Source organism: uncultured Anaerotruncus sp. (genome assembly GCF_902490045.1).
Classification (GTDB): Bacteria; Bacillota; Clostridia; order Oscillospirales; family Ruminococcaceae; genus Anaerotruncus.
Genome location: NZ_CABUCJ010000017.1, coordinates 13,705 through 33,700, shown reverse-complemented (window position 1 = coordinate 33,700; position 19,996 = coordinate 13,705). Strand labels below are relative to the sequence as shown.

Annotated in this window: 20 protein-coding genes; 3 read left to right on the top strand and 17 right to left on the bottom strand. The window is 63.7% G+C overall.

Going from position 1 to position 19,996, the window contains the following annotated elements; all coding sequences use genetic code 11:
• Positions 1-21: 21 nt before the first annotated feature.
• Positions 22-1,446: an NCS2 family permease gene (locus tag RDM88_RS03460; protein ID WP_308753258.1), complete on the bottom strand. Its 1,425-nt coding sequence runs from the start codon at positions 1,444-1,446 to the stop codon at positions 22-24.
• 212 nt (positions 1,447-1,658) lie between these two features.
• On the bottom strand, positions 1,659-2,939 hold the full coding sequence (locus tag RDM88_RS03455; RefSeq protein WP_308753256.1) for an amidohydrolase family protein: 1,281 nt from the start codon (positions 2,937-2,939) through the stop codon (positions 1,659-1,661).
• A 269-nt stretch (positions 2,940-3,208) separates the two neighbouring features.
• Between RDM88_RS03455 and RDM88_RS03450 the strand changes: the two genes are divergently transcribed.
• Complete coding sequence (locus RDM88_RS03450; protein WP_308753254.1) at positions 3,209-3,958, top strand: GntR family transcriptional regulator; 750 nt, start codon at positions 3,209-3,211, stop codon at positions 3,956-3,958.
• A gap of 55 nt (positions 3,959-4,013) precedes the next feature.
• On the opposite strand, the gene RDM88_RS03445 is transcribed toward RDM88_RS03450, so the two are convergent.
• Genes RDM88_RS03445 through RDM88_RS03435 form a run of 3 tightly spaced genes read right to left on the bottom strand, consistent with a single transcriptional unit; the run spans position 4,014 to position 5,581 of the window.
• Positions 4,014-4,244, bottom strand: coding sequence for a hypothetical protein (locus RDM88_RS03445; RefSeq protein WP_308753252.1), 231 nt, complete (start codon positions 4,242-4,244; stop codon positions 4,014-4,016).
• A gap of 41 nt (positions 4,245-4,285) precedes the next feature.
• Positions 4,286-4,414: a hypothetical protein gene (locus RDM88_RS03440; protein WP_256152701.1), complete on the bottom strand. Its 129-nt coding sequence runs from the start codon at positions 4,412-4,414 to the stop codon at positions 4,286-4,288.
• Between the two features lie 12 nt (positions 4,415-4,426).
• Positions 4,427-5,581 (bottom strand): sodium ion-translocating decarboxylase subunit beta, encoded by a 1,155-nt coding sequence (locus RDM88_RS03435; RefSeq protein ID WP_308753249.1) that lies wholly within the window; start codon positions 5,579-5,581, stop codon positions 4,427-4,429.
• 479 nt (positions 5,582-6,060) lie between these two features.
• Here RDM88_RS03435 and RDM88_RS03430 point away from each other — a divergent pair, with 479 nt between their 5' ends.
• Entirely contained in the window at positions 6,061-6,195 is a 135-nt protein-coding gene (locus RDM88_RS03430; RefSeq protein ID WP_308753247.1) for a hypothetical protein, read from the top strand.
• Positions 6,196-6,301: 106 nt separating this feature from the next.
• Here the strand turns inward: RDM88_RS03430 and RDM88_RS03425 are convergent, their stop codons facing one another.
• The 3 genes from RDM88_RS03425 to RDM88_RS03415 all read right to left on the bottom strand — a co-directional run bounded on the left by RDM88_RS03425 (position 6,302) and on the right by RDM88_RS03415 (position 8,935).
• Entirely contained in the window at positions 6,302-6,853 is a 552-nt protein-coding gene (locus tag RDM88_RS03425; RefSeq protein WP_308753245.1) for a TIGR01440 family protein, read from the bottom strand.
• Positions 6,854-6,914: 61 nt separating this feature from the next.
• The gene (locus RDM88_RS03420; protein ID WP_308753243.1) at positions 6,915-7,460 is read right to left on the bottom strand and encodes a DUF4352 domain-containing protein; all 546 of its coding nucleotides are present in this window, start codon (positions 7,458-7,460) and stop codon (positions 6,915-6,917) included.
• A gap of 125 nt (positions 7,461-7,585) precedes the next feature.
• Positions 7,586-8,935 carry an MATE family efflux transporter gene (locus RDM88_RS03415; protein ID WP_308753260.1) on the bottom strand — a complete coding sequence of 450 codons (1,350 nt, stop codon included), beginning with the start codon at positions 8,933-8,935 and terminating at the stop codon, positions 7,586-7,588.
• A gap of 280 nt (positions 8,936-9,215) precedes the next feature.
• Between RDM88_RS03415 and RDM88_RS03410 the strand changes: the two genes are divergently transcribed.
• The gene (locus tag RDM88_RS03410; RefSeq protein WP_308753241.1) at positions 9,216-9,671 is read left to right on the top strand and encodes a MarR family winged helix-turn-helix transcriptional regulator; all 456 of its coding nucleotides are present in this window, start codon (positions 9,216-9,218) and stop codon (positions 9,669-9,671) included.
• A gap of 61 nt (positions 9,672-9,732) precedes the next feature.
• Here RDM88_RS03410 and RDM88_RS03405 read toward each other — a convergent pair whose 3' ends face one another.
• Genes RDM88_RS03405 through RDM88_RS03365 form a run of 9 tightly spaced genes read right to left on the bottom strand, consistent with a single transcriptional unit; the run spans position 9,733 to position 19,965 of the window.
• Complete coding sequence (locus RDM88_RS03405) at positions 9,733-10,845, bottom strand: hypothetical protein (RefSeq protein ID WP_308753239.1); 1,113 nt, start codon at positions 10,843-10,845, stop codon at positions 9,733-9,735.
• 25 nt (positions 10,846-10,870) lie between these two features.
• Positions 10,871-11,446 carry an SIS domain-containing protein gene (locus RDM88_RS03400; protein WP_308753237.1) on the bottom strand — a complete coding sequence of 192 codons (576 nt, stop codon included), beginning with the start codon at positions 11,444-11,446 and terminating at the stop codon, positions 10,871-10,873.
• A 30-nt stretch (positions 11,447-11,476) separates the two neighbouring features.
• On the bottom strand, positions 11,477-12,325 hold the full coding sequence (locus tag RDM88_RS03395; protein WP_308753235.1) for a glycyl-radical enzyme activating protein: 849 nt from the start codon (positions 12,323-12,325) through the stop codon (positions 11,477-11,479).
• A gap of 9 nt (positions 12,326-12,334) precedes the next feature.
• Complete coding sequence (locus RDM88_RS03390; protein WP_308753233.1) at positions 12,335-14,404, bottom strand: pyruvate formate lyase family protein; 2,070 nt, start codon at positions 14,402-14,404, stop codon at positions 12,335-12,337.
• A 46-nt stretch (positions 14,405-14,450) separates the two neighbouring features.
• Positions 14,451-15,629 carry an ROK family transcriptional regulator gene (locus tag RDM88_RS03385; protein ID WP_308753231.1) on the bottom strand — a complete coding sequence of 393 codons (1,179 nt, stop codon included), beginning with the start codon at positions 15,627-15,629 and terminating at the stop codon, positions 14,451-14,453.
• 35 nt (positions 15,630-15,664) lie between these two features.
• On the bottom strand, positions 15,665-16,402 hold the full coding sequence (gene deoC / locus RDM88_RS03380; protein WP_308753229.1) for a deoxyribose-phosphate aldolase: 738 nt from the start codon (positions 16,400-16,402) through the stop codon (positions 15,665-15,667).
• A gap of 33 nt (positions 16,403-16,435) precedes the next feature.
• Positions 16,436-17,416, bottom strand: coding sequence for an ROK family protein (locus RDM88_RS03375; RefSeq protein ID WP_308753227.1), 981 nt, complete (start codon positions 17,414-17,416; stop codon positions 16,436-16,438).
• Positions 17,417-17,456: 40 nt separating this feature from the next.
• Positions 17,457-18,464: an ABC transporter permease gene (locus RDM88_RS03370; protein ID WP_308753226.1), complete on the bottom strand. Its 1,008-nt coding sequence runs from the start codon at positions 18,462-18,464 to the stop codon at positions 17,457-17,459.
• Positions 18,454-19,965, bottom strand: coding sequence for a sugar ABC transporter ATP-binding protein (locus tag RDM88_RS03365; RefSeq protein WP_308753224.1), 1,512 nt, complete (start codon positions 19,963-19,965; stop codon positions 18,454-18,456). Before RDM88_RS03365 ends, RDM88_RS03370 begins: the two co-directional genes overlap by 11 nt.
• Positions 19,966-19,996: the final 31 nt, after the last annotated feature.

Sequence of the window (19,996 nt, the reverse complement as noted above, 5' to 3'; positions counted from 1 at the left end):
AAAAGCACGGGACGGCGGCAATCAGCCGGTCGTCATGAACGCAAAACGGAGAATGAAGATGATTGCGAGGACCACAGTGAAGAGGCGGACCTCCTTGGCCTTGCCGGAGAGCAGCTTGATGAGCACATAGGTGATCAGGCCGAACGCGATGCCGTTTGCGATCGAATAGGTGAACGGCATGAAGGAGACGGTAACGAACGAGGGGATCGCCTCGGACATATCCGAGAAGTCGAGATCCTTGATCGAGCTGAGCATCAGCACGCCCACGAAGATGAGCGCCGGAGCGGTCGCCGCGCCGGGGATGATGCCGACGATCGGGGCGATGATGATCGACGCGAGGAAGAGGATCGAGGTGGTCAGCGAGGTGAGACCCGTACGACCGCCCTCGGCGATGCCGGTGCTCGACTCGACGAAGGTCGTCGCGGTGGAAGAGCCAAGGCAGGCGCCCACGGTGGTCGCGATCGCGTCGGACATCATGGCCTGGCGCATGCGGGGCATCTCGCCCTTGTCGTCGAGCATCTTGGCCTGGCGGGCGGTGCCCAGCAGGGTGCCGATCGTATCGAACATGTCGACCAGCGAGAAGGAGACGACGATCATGACCAGGGTGAAGATCATCTGGAAGACGTTCTCCGCGCCCGCGAAGAGGCCGCCGAAGTCCATCTTGAAGAGGGAGACGTTGACGAAGTCGGAGAACTGCTGGCCGACGTTGAGCGAGAAGCCGTGGAAGGAGGTCACGCCCAGCGGGATGCCGACGATCGTCGCCACGATGATGCCGATGATGATCGAGCCCTTGATGTTGCGGGCATGCAGCGCGCCGATAACCACAAGACCGATGAGCGCGACGATCGCGGAGCAGATCAGCCCGCGCAGCTCGGGATCACCCATCTTGGAAAAGTCGACGAGCGCCACGAGGGTGGACTGGTTGGCGACCACGAGGCCCGCGTTCTTGAGCCCGATGAGCGCGAGGAAGAGGCCGATACCGGCGCTGATCGCTCCGCGCACACAGTGCGGGATCGCCTTGACGACCGCCTCACGGAAGCCGACCGCCGTGATCAGGATGAACAGGATGCCGGAGATGAAGACGATGGCCAGCGCCTGCCCGTAGGTATAGCCCATGGTGAGGACCACCGTGTAGGCAAAGAAGGCGTTGAGCCCCATGCCGGGCGCCTGCGCGAACGGTACTTTCGCGTACATCGCCATCAGGAAGGTGCCGAAGAAAGAGATCAGGCAGGTTGCGAAGAATACGCCGTTCTGGACCTGAGCGGCATATTCCGCCTGACCCATGATGTTGAAGGGGTCGGCAAGCATGGTCGGATTGACGACGATGATGTACGCCATCGCCACGAAGGTCGTGAAGCCGGCCAGCACCTCGGTCTTCACGTTGGTGTGGTTCTTTTCGAGCTCAAAATAGCGCTCGAAGAACCCCTTCTCTTTTGTCTGTGTCATTGAATTACCTCCTCACAGTTTGCATCTGGCCGTGCGGCATTGCCGCAGCCGCACGGCTCGAATGGTTTCCGGCGCTCCGGCCGGACTGCTTCTATGAGATGCGCGGCCGCGGGTGGTCCGTCCGCTTCCGCGCGCCCATACAAAAACTGTTCCGCCGCCACGGGCGGCCGGGGGAATGTCCTGACAGGTGTGGGTTCCGGTGCTTCTTGCTTCTATTTAACGCGCGCGCCCGCGACATATTTGCCGCGCACGCACCGGCCGTCGTCCAGGTAGAGGATCCGCTCCAGCCGCTCCTCCGGGGTGAGCGCCTGTGGATGCGGGAAGCCGGAGTCGTCGAGCACGACCGCGTCGAACTCGTACCCCTCCTCGAAGGAGCCGACCTTCCCGAAGAATTCCCCGCCGCCCTTGGTGCCGAGGTAGAACGCCTCCGGCACGGTCAGCGGCCGGAGGGAATCGTCCAGCAGCCGCCAGCGCAGCTTGGAGGCCTGCACCGCGTCGGCCATCGCACGGAAGACGGAGAGCGAAAAGCCGCCCGCGACGTCGGTTCCGAGCCCGACCCTGATGCCGCGGTCGAGATAGGCGCGCACCGGCGCGACGCCCGAGGCAAGGTTGGTGTTCGACTGGGCGCAGTGGGCGACGAAAACGCCGCGCGCCCGCATGAGATCCATCTCCTCCCCGGTGCTGTGGACGCAGTGGGCCATGATCGTCGAGGCGTCCCCGCCGAAGAGGCCGAACCGGTCGTAGGCGCCGCCGTAACAGCTCGACCAGGGGCAGAGCTCCTTCACCCACGCGATTTCGGAGAAGTTCTCCGACAGGTGGGACTGCACCGGGAGGCCGGTCTCCCGCTGGAGCCTTCCGAGCCCCTCCATCAGTTCGTCGGTACAGGAGGGGGTGAAGCGCGGGGTGAGGATCGGGGAGACGTTTTTGTACTTCCCCTTTGTTTCAAGAATCCACCGCGCGGTGTCCTCCAGCGAGGCGGCCGCGCTCTCCTCCCGCAGGATGTCGGGGCTGTTGCGGTCCATGTTGACCTTGCCCACCAGCGCCTTGACGCCCGTCTCTTCAATGAGGTCCATCAGCAGCTCGGTTGCGGGGCGGTGGATCGTCCCGAAGACCGCCGCGCGGGTGGTCGGGGAGGCCGCCAGCCCGTCCGCAAAGATGCGGTAGGCTCTTTCGGCATAGGCAGGGTCGGCGTATTTCGCCTCCTCGGGGAAGGTGTGGGTGTTCAGCCAGTCGAGCAGCTCGAGGTCCATGCCCAGCGCCCGGAAGGAATACTGCGGCGCGTGCAGGTGCAGATCGACGAGGCCGGGGATGACCAGCCCGTCCCCACAGTCCTCGACGGGGATCCCCCGGAACCGCTCGGGCAGCTCGGCAAAGACGCCGGCGGCTTTCCCCTTTTCGCAGACGAGGTAGCTCTCCGGCATGCAGACGATCGCCCGGGGGGTCGGCGTATGTAAAATATTGCCCCTGAGCGCGAAAGTTGCCTTCTCTAACATAATACTGCCTCCAGAAGATTTTTGCAATCGCCGCTTGTGTTTTCTACAAATATCGAGTATAATTGAACATATACTTCTTCCAAATGCGGCGATTGTTGAAAGTTTTTGTGCTTTCTGTGTATAAGTCATACTTATTACTTCATAATGATATCCTATTTAAAGCATGAAAGCAAGCTATATTTTCCATAAAATATTTCCGGGTGGGTTGTGAGTTCTCACAGTCGCGCCCGTCCGCCGCCGGATAAATCGCAGGAAAGAGGGAGTCGGCCATGCCAGCAGAATACGAACTGCCCCATCTCGGAGGAAAGCTGATGTCCACACAGGTCAGCGCGCTGCTGATCCGGGAGCTTTCGGAGGGCGTCTTCCGGCAGGCGGACCGGCTGCCCAGCGAGGTGGAGCTGTCCGAACGACTCGGCGTCAGCCGCACCGTCATCCGCGACGCCCTCTCCGACCTCGAGCGGGAGGGACTGATCGAGCGGGTGCGCGGCATCGGAACCGTCATCAACCGCGGGATCGTCAACCTCACCAGCCGCCTCGACCTCAAGTTCGAGTACAACGAGCTCATCCGCGCCGCGGGTTACGCCCCCCACAGCGACAGCATCTCCCTGCGGGTCGAATACGCCGACGAGGAGCTCGCCGAAAAGCTCCAGATCGACATGGGCGCGGGCGTGATCGTCTGCGAAAAGCGGGTGCTCGCCGGCAGCATTCCCGTCATCTACTCGGTCGACTACCTGGCGCTCTCCCTCTTCGACGGCATGAGCTATGCCGACATCGACTGGTCTGAGCCGATTTTCGATATCCTCGACCGCCGCTGCGGCCTGACCGTCGTCACCGACATCGCCCGCGTCACGGCCACCAACGCCACCCCCGCCATCCGGCAGAAGCTCGACATCCCCGACGGGGACGCGCTGCTCCTGCTCGACGAGGTCGGCTTCTGCAAGCTGAGCCGCCCGGTGCTGCGTTCGCTGGAATTCTACACGAACTTCTTCGATTTTACCATGCTGCGCAAAAAATTTTAATCCCAAAAACAAAAAGAAGCGGACGGCCTTGGCCGTCCGCTTCTTTTTGCGGGGCTCACTCCCCCCGCCTAAAATATTCCACGGCCATCGCCGCAAGGCCGAGCAGGAGCATCAGCCCCGAAAGCGCCAGCAGCGGGGCCATCCCCAGCTCCAACACCGTGGTCAGGAATCGCCCCGGCGGGGTCGGCCAGCCCGAGACGAGGTTTGTCCCCGCCGTCAAAAAGACCGCCAGAACGCCCAGCATCCCCGTCAGCGTCAAAAAGCCGCCGATCAGCGCCCGTTTCATATCCATCCCTCCTGACCGACGCGCCGGTCCCCCGGCAGATTCTATTCCTCCGGTTTTTTGCCGCCGAACTTCGCCAGCAGCGCCACAAGCCCCATGATGAGGAGCATGACGGCGAAGATGCCCGCCATGCCCAGGCCCATGATTTCGAGAGAAATGATAAAGTTTTCCATTTCACAGCCTCCTTACAGGAAGAGCGGGACGAGATAGAGCAGGATCCCGCCCGCGATGACCGAGCCGATCTGCCCCGAGACGTTCGCGCCGATCGCGTGCATGAGCAGATGGTTCTGGTTGTCCTCCCTGAGCGCCATCTTCTGGACGACGCGCGCCGACATCGGGAAGGCGGAGATGCCCGCCGCGCCGATCATCGGGTTGATCTTCCCGCCCTCGGGCAGGAAGAGGTTCATGAGCTTTGCGAAGAGTACGCCGCCGATCGTATCCATCACGAAGGCCGCCAGCCCCAGCAGCATGATGATCAGCGTCTGCGGGGTCACGAAGGCGTCCGCCTGCATTGAGAAGGAGATCGTGATGCCGAGCAGCAGCGTGATGATGTTGGCGAACTCGTTCTGCGCCGTCTGGGAGAGGGAGTTGAGCACCCCGCATTCCCGCAGCAGGTTGCCGAACATCAGAAAGCCCACGAGCGCCACCGACATCGGGGCGACCAGCCCGGCGATGACCGTCACGAGGATCGGGAAGAGGATTCGGGTCCTCCTGCTCACGTCCTTGGGGTGGTAGGGCATGCGGATGCGGCGTTCCTTCCGGGTGGTGACGAGGCGGATGGCAAACGGCTGGACGATCGGCACGAGCGCCATGTAGGAGTAGGCCGCGACCGCGATCGCCCCGAAATAGGGGGTGCCGAAAATTTTCGCGACGAGGATCGAGGTGGGGCCGTCGGCCGCACCGATGATGCCGATCGAAGCCGCGTCCGCGAGGGTAAAGCCGAACCACGGGCCAAGCAGAGTCACGAGCGAGAAGGTGAAAAAGATGCCGAACTGGGCCGCCGCGCCGAAGATCATCATCTTGGGGTTGGAGAGCAGCGGGCCAAAGTCGATCATCGCGCCGATGCCGATGAAGAGCAGGATGGGCAGCGCCTCCGACGCGTCGATCAGCGTCCCGAAGAGCCACTGGATGATGCCCGGCGCGGGGATGCCGCCCTGGAGCACCTGGTCGAGCACCCCTGAGAAGGGCAGGTTCACCAAAATAGCGCCGAAGCCCATCGGCATGAGCAGGGCGGGCTCGAATCCTTTTTCGATCGCCAGATAGATGAGCAGCCCGCCGATCGCATACATGACCAGCTGCTGCCAGGTGATGGCCGTGACGCCGCGCAGCAGAAATTCCATTTGCAACTCCCCTTTTCCTGATTTATCATGCCCCGCCGCCAAACAAAAAAGACCTGTGTTCCGGAAAACGAAACACAGGTCTTGTCATTTCAAGTTAAACCACGGCCAAATGGCCCGAGATGTTGATTTAACTGCACCGAACGTGCCGACTACTCCCCCGGGGCGATTCAGTTTTCAATTGCGCATGATCTTACAAATGTATCTTAACACAACCCCGCCGCTTTGTCAATTCCTTCCTCACACGCCCCCATTTTGCAGTAAAATACCAGCAGACTTGCATTTTATGCGGGTTTGTGCTATCATAAACGATATAGAACGAATGGAGGCGGCCGGCATCTCCCGGAAATCCCATTGGGGCGGATCGTCCTTTTGTGCAGGATTTCATACAGATAGGTGCAGGAGGGCCGCTGTACGCAACGGAACCGCTGAATGGAAATGCGAGGTGTTTTCCCATGCCCACCACAAAGAAATTATCCAGTATGAAGAGCCGTCTCACCATTTACAGGATCGGTCTGCGCCGCGCCGAAACGCACGGCGACGCGGACGAGATCGCCAAATGGGAGAACAGCATCGCCACCCTCGAGCAGGAGATCGACGAGCTGGACAGCCAGTGAGTCCCCGGCCCCCGTCGGGCCATGAGGCGCAGACAGGCGGCCGCCCGATGGGCGGCCGCTTTCCATATCCGCAAAGAAAGAGCCGCCCGACGGGCGGCTCTTTTTGTTACAGCAGATCCTCGTCGTAGTGGGCGCGGGCGCCGCCGATAAACTTGGGGCGGGTGCGCGCGCAGACGACGTTCGCCTCGCCGATGCGCTTCACCGAGACGCGCACCGGCACCGCGACCTCGCAGAGGTGCATGCCGATCAGCGTGTCGCCGATGTCGACGCCCGCTTTCGCGCGGACGTGCTCGACCGCGGCGGGCGAATCGAAGCCCGCCCAAGCGGCCGTGGCGAAGGAGCCGCCCGCCTTGGGCTGGGGAACCACGTTCACCGGCTCGAGCCGGTAGAGGCGCGCCGCCTCCCGCTCGAGAATGATCGCGCGGTTGAGGTGCTCGCAGCACTGCGCCGCCAGGAAGATGCCCGCCCGCGCGAGCACGGGGTGGATGCCCTCAAAGACCGCCGCCGCGATGTCGGTGTTGGAGGCGGAGCCGATCCGCTCCCCCGCCACCTCGCTCGTCGAACAGCCGACCACCAGGATATCTCCCCGCTGCAGCCGCGCCAGCGGCAGCAGCTCCAGCACCGCGCCGCGCGCCTCATCACGAATCTGTTCCAGCATCGATCGTTCCCATCCTTTCCGGCGGCGCAAGATCCCGCCGCGCCAGCGTATGCAGCCCTGTTCAGCCCACGGAGAAGGGGATGAAGTAGCTGTTGCCCTCAAAATCGTCGTCCCAGACCTCGATATACCGGAGGCTGAAGCCCTTCGCGTCAGCCGGGGCGACAAAGATCAAATCGCCCGTGCGGCTCTCGCCCTTGAAGAGCTCATAGTCGTCGGGGAGCTGCCCCTCGGCGAACGCCGATTCGGGATAGACCGTCGTATCCCCCATGCCGTCCCAGGTCAGGGTGAAATCGGTATAGAACATCGGGATCTTTGCGTCGTCCTCAAAGGTGTTCTTCACGGTGACGTTGACCACCACAAAGGTATGGTTCGGGTCGCTGGGGGTATAGTCCTCGACCTCCGGTTCCATGCGCGCGGAGTTGACCGTGTACTCAAAGAAGGCGGTTTTCGCAGTCTCCCCTTCCGAAAGGGATGTCGTCTGGCCGTACGCGCGGCCGTCCGCCTTGATCTCGGTGCCCACGCTGTCGAGGACGTCCTTCGCGCCGCATCCCGCGGCGGCGAGCAGCAGGCAGCTGGCAAGCAGTAATGCGGCAAGTTTCTTACCCATCGTGAATTCTCTCTCCTCACAATCAATTATTGGGGGTTCCGCGTCCATTATACCAGTTTTGCCGCCGCGGATGCAATCGTTTCCCCTCCAATTTTTCCATGCCGGCCCGGCAAAATTTCAGGCAATCAGCCCGCCGCCGCGCTTTCCTCAAGCGGTTTGATCTCGGCGCGGTAGAGATGGCGCATGTAGATCACGCAGAGGGTCAGCGAAAAGAGCTCCGCAAAGGGGAACGCCCACCACACCGCCGAGAGCCCGCCGAACCTGGCGAGCAGGAAGGCGGAGGGCAGCAGCACGACCAGCTGGCGGACGACCGAGACGGAGAGGCTGAGCAGGCCGTGCCCGAGCGCCTGGCAGACCGAGAGGGTGATGATGCAGAACCCGGCGAAGAGGAAGCTCAGGCTGATAATCCGCAGGGCGGGCACGCCGATGGCGAGCATCGTCTCGGAGGCATTGAAGATCGAAAGGAGCTGCGGGGTGAAGAGCCAGAAGATCACGAGCCCGAAGGTCAGCATGCCGACCGCGTAGCAGACGCTCAGCCGGATGGTCTGCTTCATGCGGTCGGGCTTGCGCGCGCCGTAGTTATAGGAGATGATCGGCACCATGCCGTTGTTGAGCCCGAAGGTGGGCATGAACACGAAGCTCTGGAGCTTGAAGTAGACGCCGAACACCGCCGTGGCGGTCGAGGTGAAGGCGATGAGGATTTTGTTCATGCCGAAGGTCATCACCGAGCCGATGGACGCCATGACGATGGAGGGAAGTCCGACCGAATAGATCTTCCGCACGACGCGGCCCTCGGGGCGCAGGATCCGCCGGGAGAGGGCGATCTCGCGGTTTTTGCGCAGGTTGAACCAGAGGGCGAGCGCCGCCGCGACGATCTGGCCGACGACGGTGGCGACCGCCGCGCCCGCGACACCCATGCGCGGGCAGCCCAGCAGCCCGAAGATCATGATCGGGTCGAGGATGATGTTGATGATCGCGCCGGCGCCCTGCGTGATCATCGTATAGAAGGTGCGCCCGGTCGACTGGAGCAGCTTTTCCAGCGTGACCTGCCCGAAGAGCCCGAAGGAGCAGACGCAGCAGATCGTCAGGTAGGCGGCCCCGTCCTCGACGATCGCGGCGTTGCCCGTCTGAAGCAGGAAGAAGGGCCGCGCGAGGAAAATCCCGCCCAGCGCGAACGCCAAAAAGCTCATGATGGCCAGAAAAACGCCGTTGTCCGCGGCCTTGTTGGCAAGCCCGAAGTTCTTTTCCCCCAGGCTCTTGGAGAGCAGGGCGTTGATGCCGACGCCCGTGCCGGTGCCCACGGCGATCATCAGGCTCTGCGCCGGAAATGCGAGCGAGACGGCCGTCAGGGCGTCCTCGCTCAGCCGCGCCACGAACATGCTGTCCACGATGTTGTAGAGCGCCTGCACGAGCATCGACACCATCATCGGCAGCGACATCGAGATGAGCAGGCGGTTGACGGGCATGACCCCCATCTTGTTTTCCGCCGGCCGGTCCGGCCGCGCGCCCGCTGCGGCCTCCTCCGTCCGGGCCTCCCGGACGCCGTTTAAATTCTTTCCCAATCTGTTCCCTCCTGTATCGTTGGCTTTGCAACAAACGAAAGCCAAAAACCTCAATTATTTTTTGTATAATCTTCCGACCGGTCTATTTTAAGCCAGATAATTTTTATTGTCAAGCGGTTATTTTCTTGACTTTCCGGACGGGGGATTTTAAAATAAGGTTGCACTGGAAACTTGATTGAAAAGGATGATGCCCATGTCCGGCGACCCGCAGCCCAACCTCCTCAAGCTGGTCTCCCTGGTCCACCGCAAGACGCAGATGTATTTGAACGGCCGGGTCGAGCCGCTCGGGCTCACGGGCGGGCAGGTGCCCTTCCTCATGATCGCCTGCGAGAGCGGCCGTGTCCCGCAGAACCGCTTCTGCGCCCTGCTCGACATGGACAAGAGCACCGTCGCAAAGACCCTCTCCAGGCTGGAGGCGCAGGGCTACGTCCTCCGGCAGGCCGTCTCGGGCGACGGGCGGGCCTTCGACGTCCTCCCCACCGACCGCGCCCGCGCCGTCTATCCCTTCCTCCGGGAAATCGGCGGCGACTGGATGGACGAGCTTGCAGCCGGCATGACCGACATTGAGCGCGCCATCTTTTCCCAGATGCTCCTGAAGGTCGCGCAGAACGCTTCCCGCCACTTTTCGGAGCCCGGCGAGCAGGAATGACAACACTTTAAACTTTAAAAGGAGCGGCGCCCGCGGGCGCCGCTCCTTTTAAAGTTCCTTTTCACGTCTCCACGATCGCGTGCAGCTCGGTGAAGATTTCCGGGTAGGCCTGCGTCAGCGTGCTGAGGCCCATATCCCGCGCGGTCAGGTGGCTCAGCACCTGGAAGGGGATCAGGTATTCCACCGCGCTCAAAAACGGCAGGTCCAGAAAGTCGCTGACCAGCCAGTTCGGCCGCCGCCCGGGCGTGCGGGAGGAGGTGACGAGCACGCAGTTTCTGCTCTTGCCCGCAAACCAGCGGTAGATTTCCTGCGCCCGCTCCCGCTCGGGGCCGTCCTCGGCGCAGACGAAAAAGACGACCGAGTCCTCCTTCACGCCGTAGCCGCTGCCGTGTAGGAACTCCTCCAGCTCGTAGGCCATCGACGGCTTGCGGGTGGTTTCCAGAATCTTCAGGCAGGACTCCTGGAGCATCCCCCAGCAGGGTCCGTACCCCACGAAGCGGTAGGCGTCCGCCGCGAGCATCGTCTCCCGGTGCACGGCGTACCACGCCTTCGCCGCAGCGATCGCCCGTTCGCAGCTCCCGGGCAGCCGGGAAAACCCGTCAAGGCAGCGCCCGTAGGTTTCCTCGTCCATCCGCCCGAGCGCGTGCGCCGCCTCCACCGCGCAGAGCAGCAGGATCGTCATCGAAGCCACATGCCCCTTGCTCTCGGGGAAGGATTCCTCATAGCCGGTGGGCTTTTCGATCACGATGTCGCTCTCGCGCGCGAGGACGCCGTCCGGCGCCAGGGTCGTGCAGAGCACGGGGATCCCCGCCGCCCGCGCGCGCCGCGCGCTTTCGATCGGCCCGGCCGTCCGGCCGGTCTGGGCCGGGCAGATGAGCAGCATCTCCTCCGGGCGGTAGACGCCGCCCGCGTTGAACGGCTTATGGCGGTTGAGGATGGCGGGCAGGGAGCTGCTGGCTTCCACGCCCAGCAGCGCCTCCATGCACATGCCCGCCACCTCGCATACCGAATGGGGCGACCCGTTGCCGCTCAAATAGACCCGCTTGACGGGGTGCTTCAAAAAGTGCTCCACAAAGGCGGCGGTGTACCGTTTCCGGTCCCCGACGATTTCCCGGATGAATTCCGGTTCGGCCTCGATATAGCGGAGCATGGCGTCTTCGTCGTGCGTGTGCATGGGAAGAGCCTCCTTTCCGGAGCCGTCAGGCGGTGAGCGCCTGCGGGTGTGTTTTAAAATAGTAGACGAACAGGTGCAGAATCATCGAATGGATGTCCTCGATCATCTCGTAGCTCTCGAGCGGGACGATGAGGTTCGCGTCCGCGTAGTCCCTGACGGACCCGCCCTCGAAGCCGGTCAGCCCGATGATGGGGGACCCTTTCCGCTTGGCGTGCTCGCACGCCCTGATCAGGTCGGGGGATTTGCCGCTCGCGGACACGAGAATCAGCACGTCGCCGGGGTTGAAGAGGTTTTCCATCTGCTGGGAGAAGATCTCGTCGAAGGCGATGTCGTTGCCGAACGCGGTGATCTTTTCCACGTTGGAGGAGAGCGACTGGATGCGGAACCGCCGCACGCCGGGGGTCTGCACCGCGTTCTTTCCGAAGTCGCAGGAGAAGTGGTTGGCCGTGCCCGCGCTGCCCCCGTTGCCGGCGATGAACACCTGCCGGTCGTTTTGGTGGGCCTCGGTCAGGATGCCGACCGCCTTTTGGAATTCCGCCGGGTCGATCCCGGCGATCGTCTCGGAGATCCTGTCGGTATATGCCTTTAAAAATTCTTGCATATCGGTTTTCCCTTTCGTCGCGCCCGGCCCTCAGGGGATGAAGACCGGGATGCCGTTTTCTTCAAAGACGCGCGCGAACGGCTCGAGCGAGGGGGTCTCACGCGTGTAGCGGAAGGGGTATTCCTTCCCGAGCAGCTCGTACTTCGCGCCCGCCGTCTGGTGGTAGCGCAGCAGCTCGAGCCGCTCGAGCGACCCGGCCCCCCTGAGCAGCGCCGCCGTGCGCTCCATGCTTTCCACGCTGTCGTTCACCTGCGGGATGACGGGGATGCGGATAATGAACGGCCGGCCGCTCTCCTTTAAGAGCGCGAGGTTTGCGAGGATCCGGTCGTTCGGCACGCCGGTGTATTCCCGGTGCACTTCGCTGTCCGCCTGCTTGATGTCCATCATCACGAGGTCCACCCGCCCGAGCATCTCCCGGAAGACCTCCTCCGGCACGTGCCCGGAGGTCTCCACCGCGAGGTGCAGCGGCTTTAAAAAATCCATCGTCTCAAAGAGGAACCCCGGCTGCGCCAGCGGCTCCCCGCCCGAGAAGGTCACGCCCCCGTTTTCCCCGAGGAAGGCGCGGTTTTTCAGCAGGATGTCCGCCAGCTCCCGGCTAGAAAGCTCCCGGGCCGCGAACCGCCGCAGGTTTTTGGGGCAGGCCCGGATGCACTTCCCGCAGAGGATGCAGTGGTCCGGGCTGGGGCAGACCGCCTCGCACGCGCCGCAGTGGATGCAGCCGTTGCTCCCGCGCAGGACCTCCTGCGAAAAGGAAAGCCCCTCGGGGTTGTGGCACCACTTGCAGCGCAGCGGGCAGCCCTTGAGGAAGACGGTCGTCCGGATGCCCGGCCCGTCGTGAACGGCGAATTCGTTGATGTCAAAGACCAGTCCCCGCTCCACAGCGCCGCCTCACAGGGTCATCGCGGCGCGGGCGATGATGTGGTCCTGGTACTCCCGACTCAGTTCGACGAAGTAGCCGCTCCAGCCCCACACCCGCACCACCAGGTTGCGGTAGTTTTCCGGCTCGCGCTGCGCCTTGCGCAGCAGGTCGGAATTGACGGCGTTGAGCTGCAGCTGGTGCCCGCCCATCAGGATGAAGGCGCGCACGAGCATCGCGACCTTGTCGATCGCCTCCTCGTTGCGGAAGACGCTGTCGTGCAGCTCGAGCGTCACCGGCCCGCCGTTGCACACCTTGCGCAGGTCGGGCTTGCAGAACGACTTGAACATCGACACCGGCCCGTTCAGACGGACGTTGAGGCTGGGGGAATAGTTCGCGGGCAGCGGCTCCCCGTCCAGCCTCCCGTCGGGGGAGGCGCCCATGTCCTCGGACATCCACATGTAGTACATGGCGGAGCCGGTCCCGGGGCGGTAACAGCCGCCGAACCCGTTGCGGTAGTGGGAGAGCACGCGGGCGTACATGTCGACCAGCCGCACGGCGATTTCGTCGGCGCGGTCGTCGTCGTTGCCCATCTTGGGCGCTTCAAACCGCAGGGTGTGGTGGAGGTCCTCCCACCCCTCGAAGTTGCGCGCCACCGCGTCGATCAGCTCGTGCGGCAGGACGCTCCCGTCGTCGAAGACGACCTTTTTGATCGCGGCCAGCGAGTCGACCGCCGTGGCGATGCCCGGGCCGTGCAGGCCGAAATTGTTGTACTTCGCGCATTTTGAGACGTCCTTCCCCACCGAGACCGCCTGCTTGGAGAGCAGGGAGTGCATCGGCGAGGGGCGCGGGGCGGTGTTGTGGAAGACGGCGTCGATCTTTTCCATCTGCGCCTCCATCTCCCCCTCGAGGCAGTCCATGAACGCGTCGAAGTCGGCGCACTCCTCGAGATGCTCCTCCATGCAGCGGTTGACCAGCTTCACAAAGGGCATCGCCTCGTAGTTGATCCCCTCCGCGCCGTAGCCGGGGATGACGAACTCCCAGCAGCCCGCGACCGCGTAGTCGCGCGCGTCCTCGAGCTCGTAGCCCCAGCCGGTCAGCGCCGGGATGATGACGTCGTCGTTGCAGTACTGGGGGAAGCCGAGCCCCTTCTTGGTCAGCCGGCTGCCCAGCCGGAAGACCTCCATCGGCGTGTTTTTGTCCACGCGCAGGTTGATCTTCGGGTCGATGACCGCCAGGTCGAGGCTCGCCTTGATGCAGAGCTCGCTGAGCTCGTTATAGGCGCAGCTGCCCTGCGCGTCCACGCCGCCGAGCACCATCGCCTGGCCACTGTCCCCCTGCTGGATGCCGAAATAGATGTCGGTGTCCCGGTTGAGGGAGATGAAGAAGTCCTCCACCAGCTCGAACGCCTCCTCCTTCGTCATGCCGCGCGCGCGGTCGGCGGCGAAGAAGGGATACATATACTGGTCAAACCGCCCGAGCGGCGAATGGGTCGGGTTCTCGTAGCGCAGCGCGAAGTTGAGGAACTTCAAAAATTGCAGCGCCTCCAAAAAGCTCTCCGCGCCCTGCCGCGGAATACGGCTGAAGGTGCGGCAGACCGTCTCGTTGCCCTGCGCCTCCGCCTCGTCGCGGATGCGGTCGGCGAACGCCTCCAGCTCGTCGATGAGCAGGAGCTGGTTCCTCCAGAAGGCGCCTGCCGCTTCCTCCTCCCCGCGCGCCTCGAGCTGGGAAGCCACCTCGGCGCGCAGGCCCTCGAGCCCGACGGTGATCGCGTGGCCGTACTCCGCCACATTGTTGGAGATGCCGCCGATCGTCGGCTCGTTGAGCATGTGGCTGATCCGGCCGTCGAGGTAACCGTAGGAGCCGTGGGGAAACTCGGGCAGATGCAGCATCACCCGCGTGCCCGCGATCCGCTCCCACGGAAAGACCACGATCTGTTCGCTTTGCATGACGCGCGCGTGGGCGCGCGTCGCCTTCTCCTCGTCGCTCAGGGCGGAATCCGCGAGGATATCCGTCAGGTCGACGGGAATCTCCCGCCGCAGGCGCTTGTGGTCGCGGCGGTTGACAAAAAAGTCCAGCTGCTTTTCGATATATTCAGTCATCGGGATTTCCTTTCTGCCCGCGGACGGCGTTCCGCCCGGAGGGTCTTCAGCCGTCCACCTTGAGCTGGGGCGCTTTGAAGAAATTTTTGACGATCATCGAGCAGCCGCCGAGCGCGAAGGTCTTGCCCGTCAGCTTGCCGCGCAGCACGCGCGGCTGGAAGTCGGACGAGGGGCCCAGCAGCTTTTCGATGTTCTCTCGGACGATTGCGAAAAAGGTTCCGTCGTCAACGCAGTCCTCGATGATGACGGTCTGGATGTCGTAGAGGAGCATGGCGTTGACGACCGCCATCGCCAGCTTGACGCCCGCGTCCCCGAGGACGGCCTGCGCCAGCGTCTCCCCCTCCTGCGCGCGGGAGACGATCGTGTCGTAATCCGCGGGGCTCTCCGCCCCCCGCGCATAGTTGGTCTCCACCGCGCCGGTGGTCGCGTAGCATTCGAGGCAGCCCCGCTGGCCGCACCGGCAGACCGGCCCCTCGGGATCGAGGACCGTGTGGCCGAGGTAGCCCGAGTTGCCGAAGCCGCCCTCATAGCTCTTCCCGTTGAGGAACACCGCCATGCCGATGCCCACCCGGCGCGCCACATAGAGGAAATTCTTGGGCAGCGCGGGCTGCACGGTGCGTTCGGCCGCCGCGAGCAGGTGGATGTCGTTGCGCACGGTGACGGGGACGCCCAGCTTCATCGACAGCTGGGCCGCGATGTCGCCGCCCTGCCAGATGTGGTCCATGCGGTCTATCCGCACGGCGAGGTTTCTGGCGATGTCCACCCGTCCGGGGATGCCCAGCCCGACCCCGATCAGGTTTTCCGTGGCGATGTTCAGCCTGCGCATCCCCTCGCGGATCGCGCTCACGAGGTTCTCTTCGACCTCCTCCATCGTCTCCCCCGGCAGGCAGTCCCACTCCTGGGAGTAGAGGACCTTCTCTCGCAGGTCGGAAAAGGCGACGCGCACCGGCGGGTACTCGAGGTCGATGCCCACCGCGAAGTAGCGGCGGAGGTTGAGGGTGTACATGATCGGCTGCCGCCCGCCCATCGATTCGCCCAGGCCGGCGCGGTAGATCAGCCCCCTGGCGTCAAGCTCCTTGAGGATGTTGAGCACCGTCGGCCGGCTCAGGCGGGAGAGGGTCACGATCTCCTCCACCGAAAGCGGGTCGTTTTTCAGCAGCACCGCCAGCACCAGATATTCATTCGCCTGCTTGATGATCTTATTGCTGTTCGCCGCTCTCCTCACTTCACACAACACCTTTACAAAATACCTTTACAAAATCAGCAGTCCTGCTTCGGAGGCTGATTGTCCATCGATGCGGAATGTGTCCCGGCGTCGCCCGTGACGATCTGCGGCGTGCGGCTCGTCCCCAGCCGGTCGGCGCCGGCGGCGATCATCCGCTCCGCGTCCTCGCGGGTGTTGATGTTGGTCGACGCCTTGATTTTCATCGTCTCCCCAACCGTCTGCCGGATCAGCCGGACGTCCCGCTCCCGCGCGCCGTCCGTCCCAAAACCGGTGGAGGTCTTGACATAGTCCGCGCCCGCCTGCTGGCAGAGCAGCGCCGCGGCGACGATCTCCCGGTCGGTGAGATAGCAGGTCTCGATGATGACCTTGACCTTCGCGCGGCCCGCGGCTGCGGCCACGACCCCGGCGATGTCCCGGCGGACAAGCTCGTAGTCCTTTTCGCGCAGGGCGCCGATGTTCATCACCATATCCACCTCGTCGGCGCCGTCCTCAGCGGCGAGCGCCGCCTCCATCGCCTTCACGCAGGAGCGGTTGGCTCCGAGCGGGAAGCCGATGACGGTGCAGGTGTAAAGCCCGGTCCCCCGCAGCAGCTCGTGGACGTAGGCCACGTGCACCGGGTTGACGCAGACCGACGCGGCGCCGTAGCGGACGGCCTCCTCGCAGAACTGCCGGACCGTCTCCCGGGTCGTGTACGCCCGCAGGACGGTGTGGTCGCAGTATTTGCCCAGCGGCTTTTCCGCGGCCTTTTCCGAGGGAAAAACTTCCTCTTTCACTTGTTCGATTATACCATTCTTCTCCATGGAATATCAATAGCTTCCTTTCCTGATGAGCTCGGGGTGTCCCGCGCAGTAGACCGCCCCGGCGATGACCGCGTCGTCCATCATCACGCTCTGTTCGATCGTGTAGTGGCCCCGGCAGGAGATGAACGCGATGCGGTCGGTGTATTCGCGCACCCGGTCGAGGAGCAGGCCGCCCATCTTGGCGACGCCGCCCCCGACGATGACCAGCTCGGGGGACATCAGCGTGAGGACGTTGCTCAGACCGATGCTGTAGCTTTTTGCGATCCGGTCGACCTCCTCCAGCGCGAAGGAGTCCCCCGCGCGGGCCGCGTCCTCCATCATCCGGCAGCTGATCGCGGCCGGGTCCCCTCCGCACATCTCCATGATCCGCGAGCCCGCGGGGACGTATCCCGGCCGGCGCAGCCGCCGTTCGATCCCGAGCCCGGAGCAGATCTCCTCCACCCGGGTCATCGCCCCCGGCTCGGGCGACTGCCAGTCGGGGATGTAGGTGTTTCCGAAGTAGGCCGCGCCGTAGCCGACGCCGTCGTAGTAGACCCGGTCGATGAAGAAGGCACCGCCGATGCCGCTGCCGATGTTGGTGTAGAAGACGGTTCCGGCCTCCTTCCCCCTGCCGAGGTAGAGCTCGGAAAAGCCGCCCGCGACGGTGTCGTTGAGGACTTCCGCCGGCATCGAAAAGGTCTCCTCCAGCCACCCGCGCAGCGGGAAGTCCTCCCAGCCGGGCACCTGCACCGAGTTGAGGGTCCTGCCCGTGCTGCTTTCGATCTCCCCGCCGAAGCCGGCCGCGAGGGACCGGACCCGGCCGCCGAACCGCTCCTCCATCCGCAGTAGCTCAGGGACCTTGGCGGACAGCCAGTCGAGCACGTCCTGCGCCCCGCGGGGCAGGGGGATCTTCCCGGTGATCGTATGCAGCAGCCTGCCGTCGGCGGTGCCCAGCGCTACCTGCTGCTTGGTCGCGCCGATCTCAATGCCGATATAGAGGTTTTCCATCATGCCATGACTCCTTATCGGGTGTAATGTTTGCCTGCGCTCAGCGCAGCTCGCCTTTGTAGTTCACGCTGTCGAGCAGGACCGCGACGAAGATGATGAGGCCCTTGACGATGGTATAGGAGTAGGGGGACGCGTTGAGCATCGTCAGCCCGTTCATGATCGTCTGGATCAGCACGATGCCGATCAGCGCGCCGGGGATGATGTTCCCCTTGCCCCCGAAGAGGCTCGTGCCGCCGAGCACCGCCGCCGAGATCACGACGAATTCGTTGCCGTAGGAGAAGCTCGAATAGACGTTCGCCACCTGGCCGGCCAGCAGCAGGGCGGCGATGCTCGCCGTGACGCCGCAGAGCAGGAAGGCGAAGAATTTGACCCGCGCTGTGTTGATGCCGACGCTCCTGGCCGCGGCCTCGTCGTTGCCGACCGCGTCGATGTGCCGCCCGAAGGGGGTCTTGCGGTAGAGGAAGGCGAATATGAGCACCATCGCGAGCTGTAGGATGACCACCACCGGGAACCGGAAGGGGCCGATGACGCTCTGGGAGAAGGGGGACAGCTCGCTCATGTAATAGACCTTGGAGCGGGAGATGATGAGCCCCAGCCCGCGCGCGATGCTCATGGTCGCCAGCGTGACGATGAAGGATACGATCCCGAATTTACCGACCAGCAGGCCGTTGAAGGCGCCGAACACCGCGCCGATGCACAGCCCCACGAGCCAGACCACGAGGATCGCCCAGCCGTTCCCGGCCAGCCCGCTGTCGCGGAACTTTTCGAGCACCAGCCCGCAGATGACGCCCGTCACATACATCACCTGCCCCACCGAGATGTCGGTGGAGGCGGTGGAGAGCACGAACACCATCCCGAGCACCGCGATGCCGAGCGGCGCGGCCTGCTGGAGGATGTTCAGGACGTTCGAGAGGGAGAGGAAGTTGTCGCAGACGATGCTGAAATAGACAACGACCAGCAGGAAGATGACGTAGACCCCGTATTTTGTCGCAAGGGCCAGGAAATTTCCCGAGCTCCGCCGTGCGGCGGCCGTCTGGTTAGCCGGCATCCGGAATCCCCCCTTCCAGCGCGTATTGGATGATCCGTTCCTGGTCGAACGCGGCCTTTGGGATGTCCGCGACGATGCGGTCCCGGTACATGACGAGGATACGGTCGCAGATGCCCATGACCTCCTCCATCTCGGACGAGACGAGCAGCACCCCGCAGCCCTCCCTGGCCAGTTCGTTGATATAGGTGTAGATTTCGTATTTCGCGCCCACGTCGACGCCGCGCGTCGGCTCGTCCATGAAGAACACACTTGGTTCGCTGGCCACCCATTTGGCGATGACCACCTTCTGCTGGTTGCCGCCCGAAAGGTTCTTGACGAACTGGCGCTGCGGGTCGGTCGTCTTGACGGTCAGTTTCTTCACAAGGTCGAGCGCCGTCTTCTTCTCCCGGCCCCGGTCGACCACGCCGAGCGCGCCGGTCATCCGGTCGAGCACGACCATCGTGGCGTTCTCCTCGATCGTCTTGGGCATGACGAGCCCCTCCTGCCGCCGGTTCTCGGTGACGTAGGCGATCCCCTCGCGGATGCACCGCGCGGGCGTGGGGCGCGCGAGGGGCTTTCCGCGGACGAGGATTTCTCCCCCCTCCGAGGGGTCGGCCCCGAAGAGGGCGCCCAGCAGTTCGGTGCGTCCCGCGCCCATCAGGCCGAACATGCCCACGATCTCCCCTTTGCGGATGGTCAGGGAGACGGGCGACCGGCTGCCGCCGCGGACAAACTCCCGCACCTCGTAGATCGGCTCGCCGATCTCCTTGTCGATCGTGGGGTAGACCTGGTTCATCTCCCGGCCGACCATCAGCCGGATGATCTCCCGTTTGTCCAGCGCGCTGTTCTGGAAGGTGCCCACCGAGTTGCCGTCCCGCAGGACGGTGGTGCGGTCGCACAGGCGCATCACATCCTCGAGGATGTGCGAGATGTAGATGATCGAGACGTCCCGCGCCTTCAGCCCCCCGATGACCTCGAAGAGCTCCTCCTTCTCCTTTGGGGAAAGGGAGGTGGTGGGTTCGTCAAAGATGATGATCTTCGCGTCCTTTTCGAGCGCCTTGGAAATTTCAACGATCTGCCGCACGCCCATGGGCAGGCTCTCCACCTTGGTGCGGGGAGAGATGTCCAGGCGGAACAGGTCGATGTAGACCTGCGCGCGCTCCTCCATCTTCTTGTAGTCGACCGACAGCCCCCTGCGGGGGAAGCGGTCCACAAAGAGGTTCTCCGCCACCGTCAGGTTGGAGAAGAGGCTGAACTCCTGGCGGATGAAGGCGATGCCCGCGCGGGTCGCGTCGTTTGGGGTGGCGGGCGTGTAGACCTCCCCGCCGAGGCGCATCGTCCCGGAGTCGAACCCGTAGACGCCCCCGAGGATCGACATCAGCGTGGATTTTCCCGCGCCGTTCTCCCCCACGAGCCCCAGCACTTCTCCGGGGCAGAGGTCCAGGTTCACGCCGTGGAGGACTTCCGCGCCGTAAAAGCTCTTATGGATATTGTCCAGCTGCAACAGCGGTTGACTGCTCACAGACCGACGACCTCCTATATTGGATTCCGCG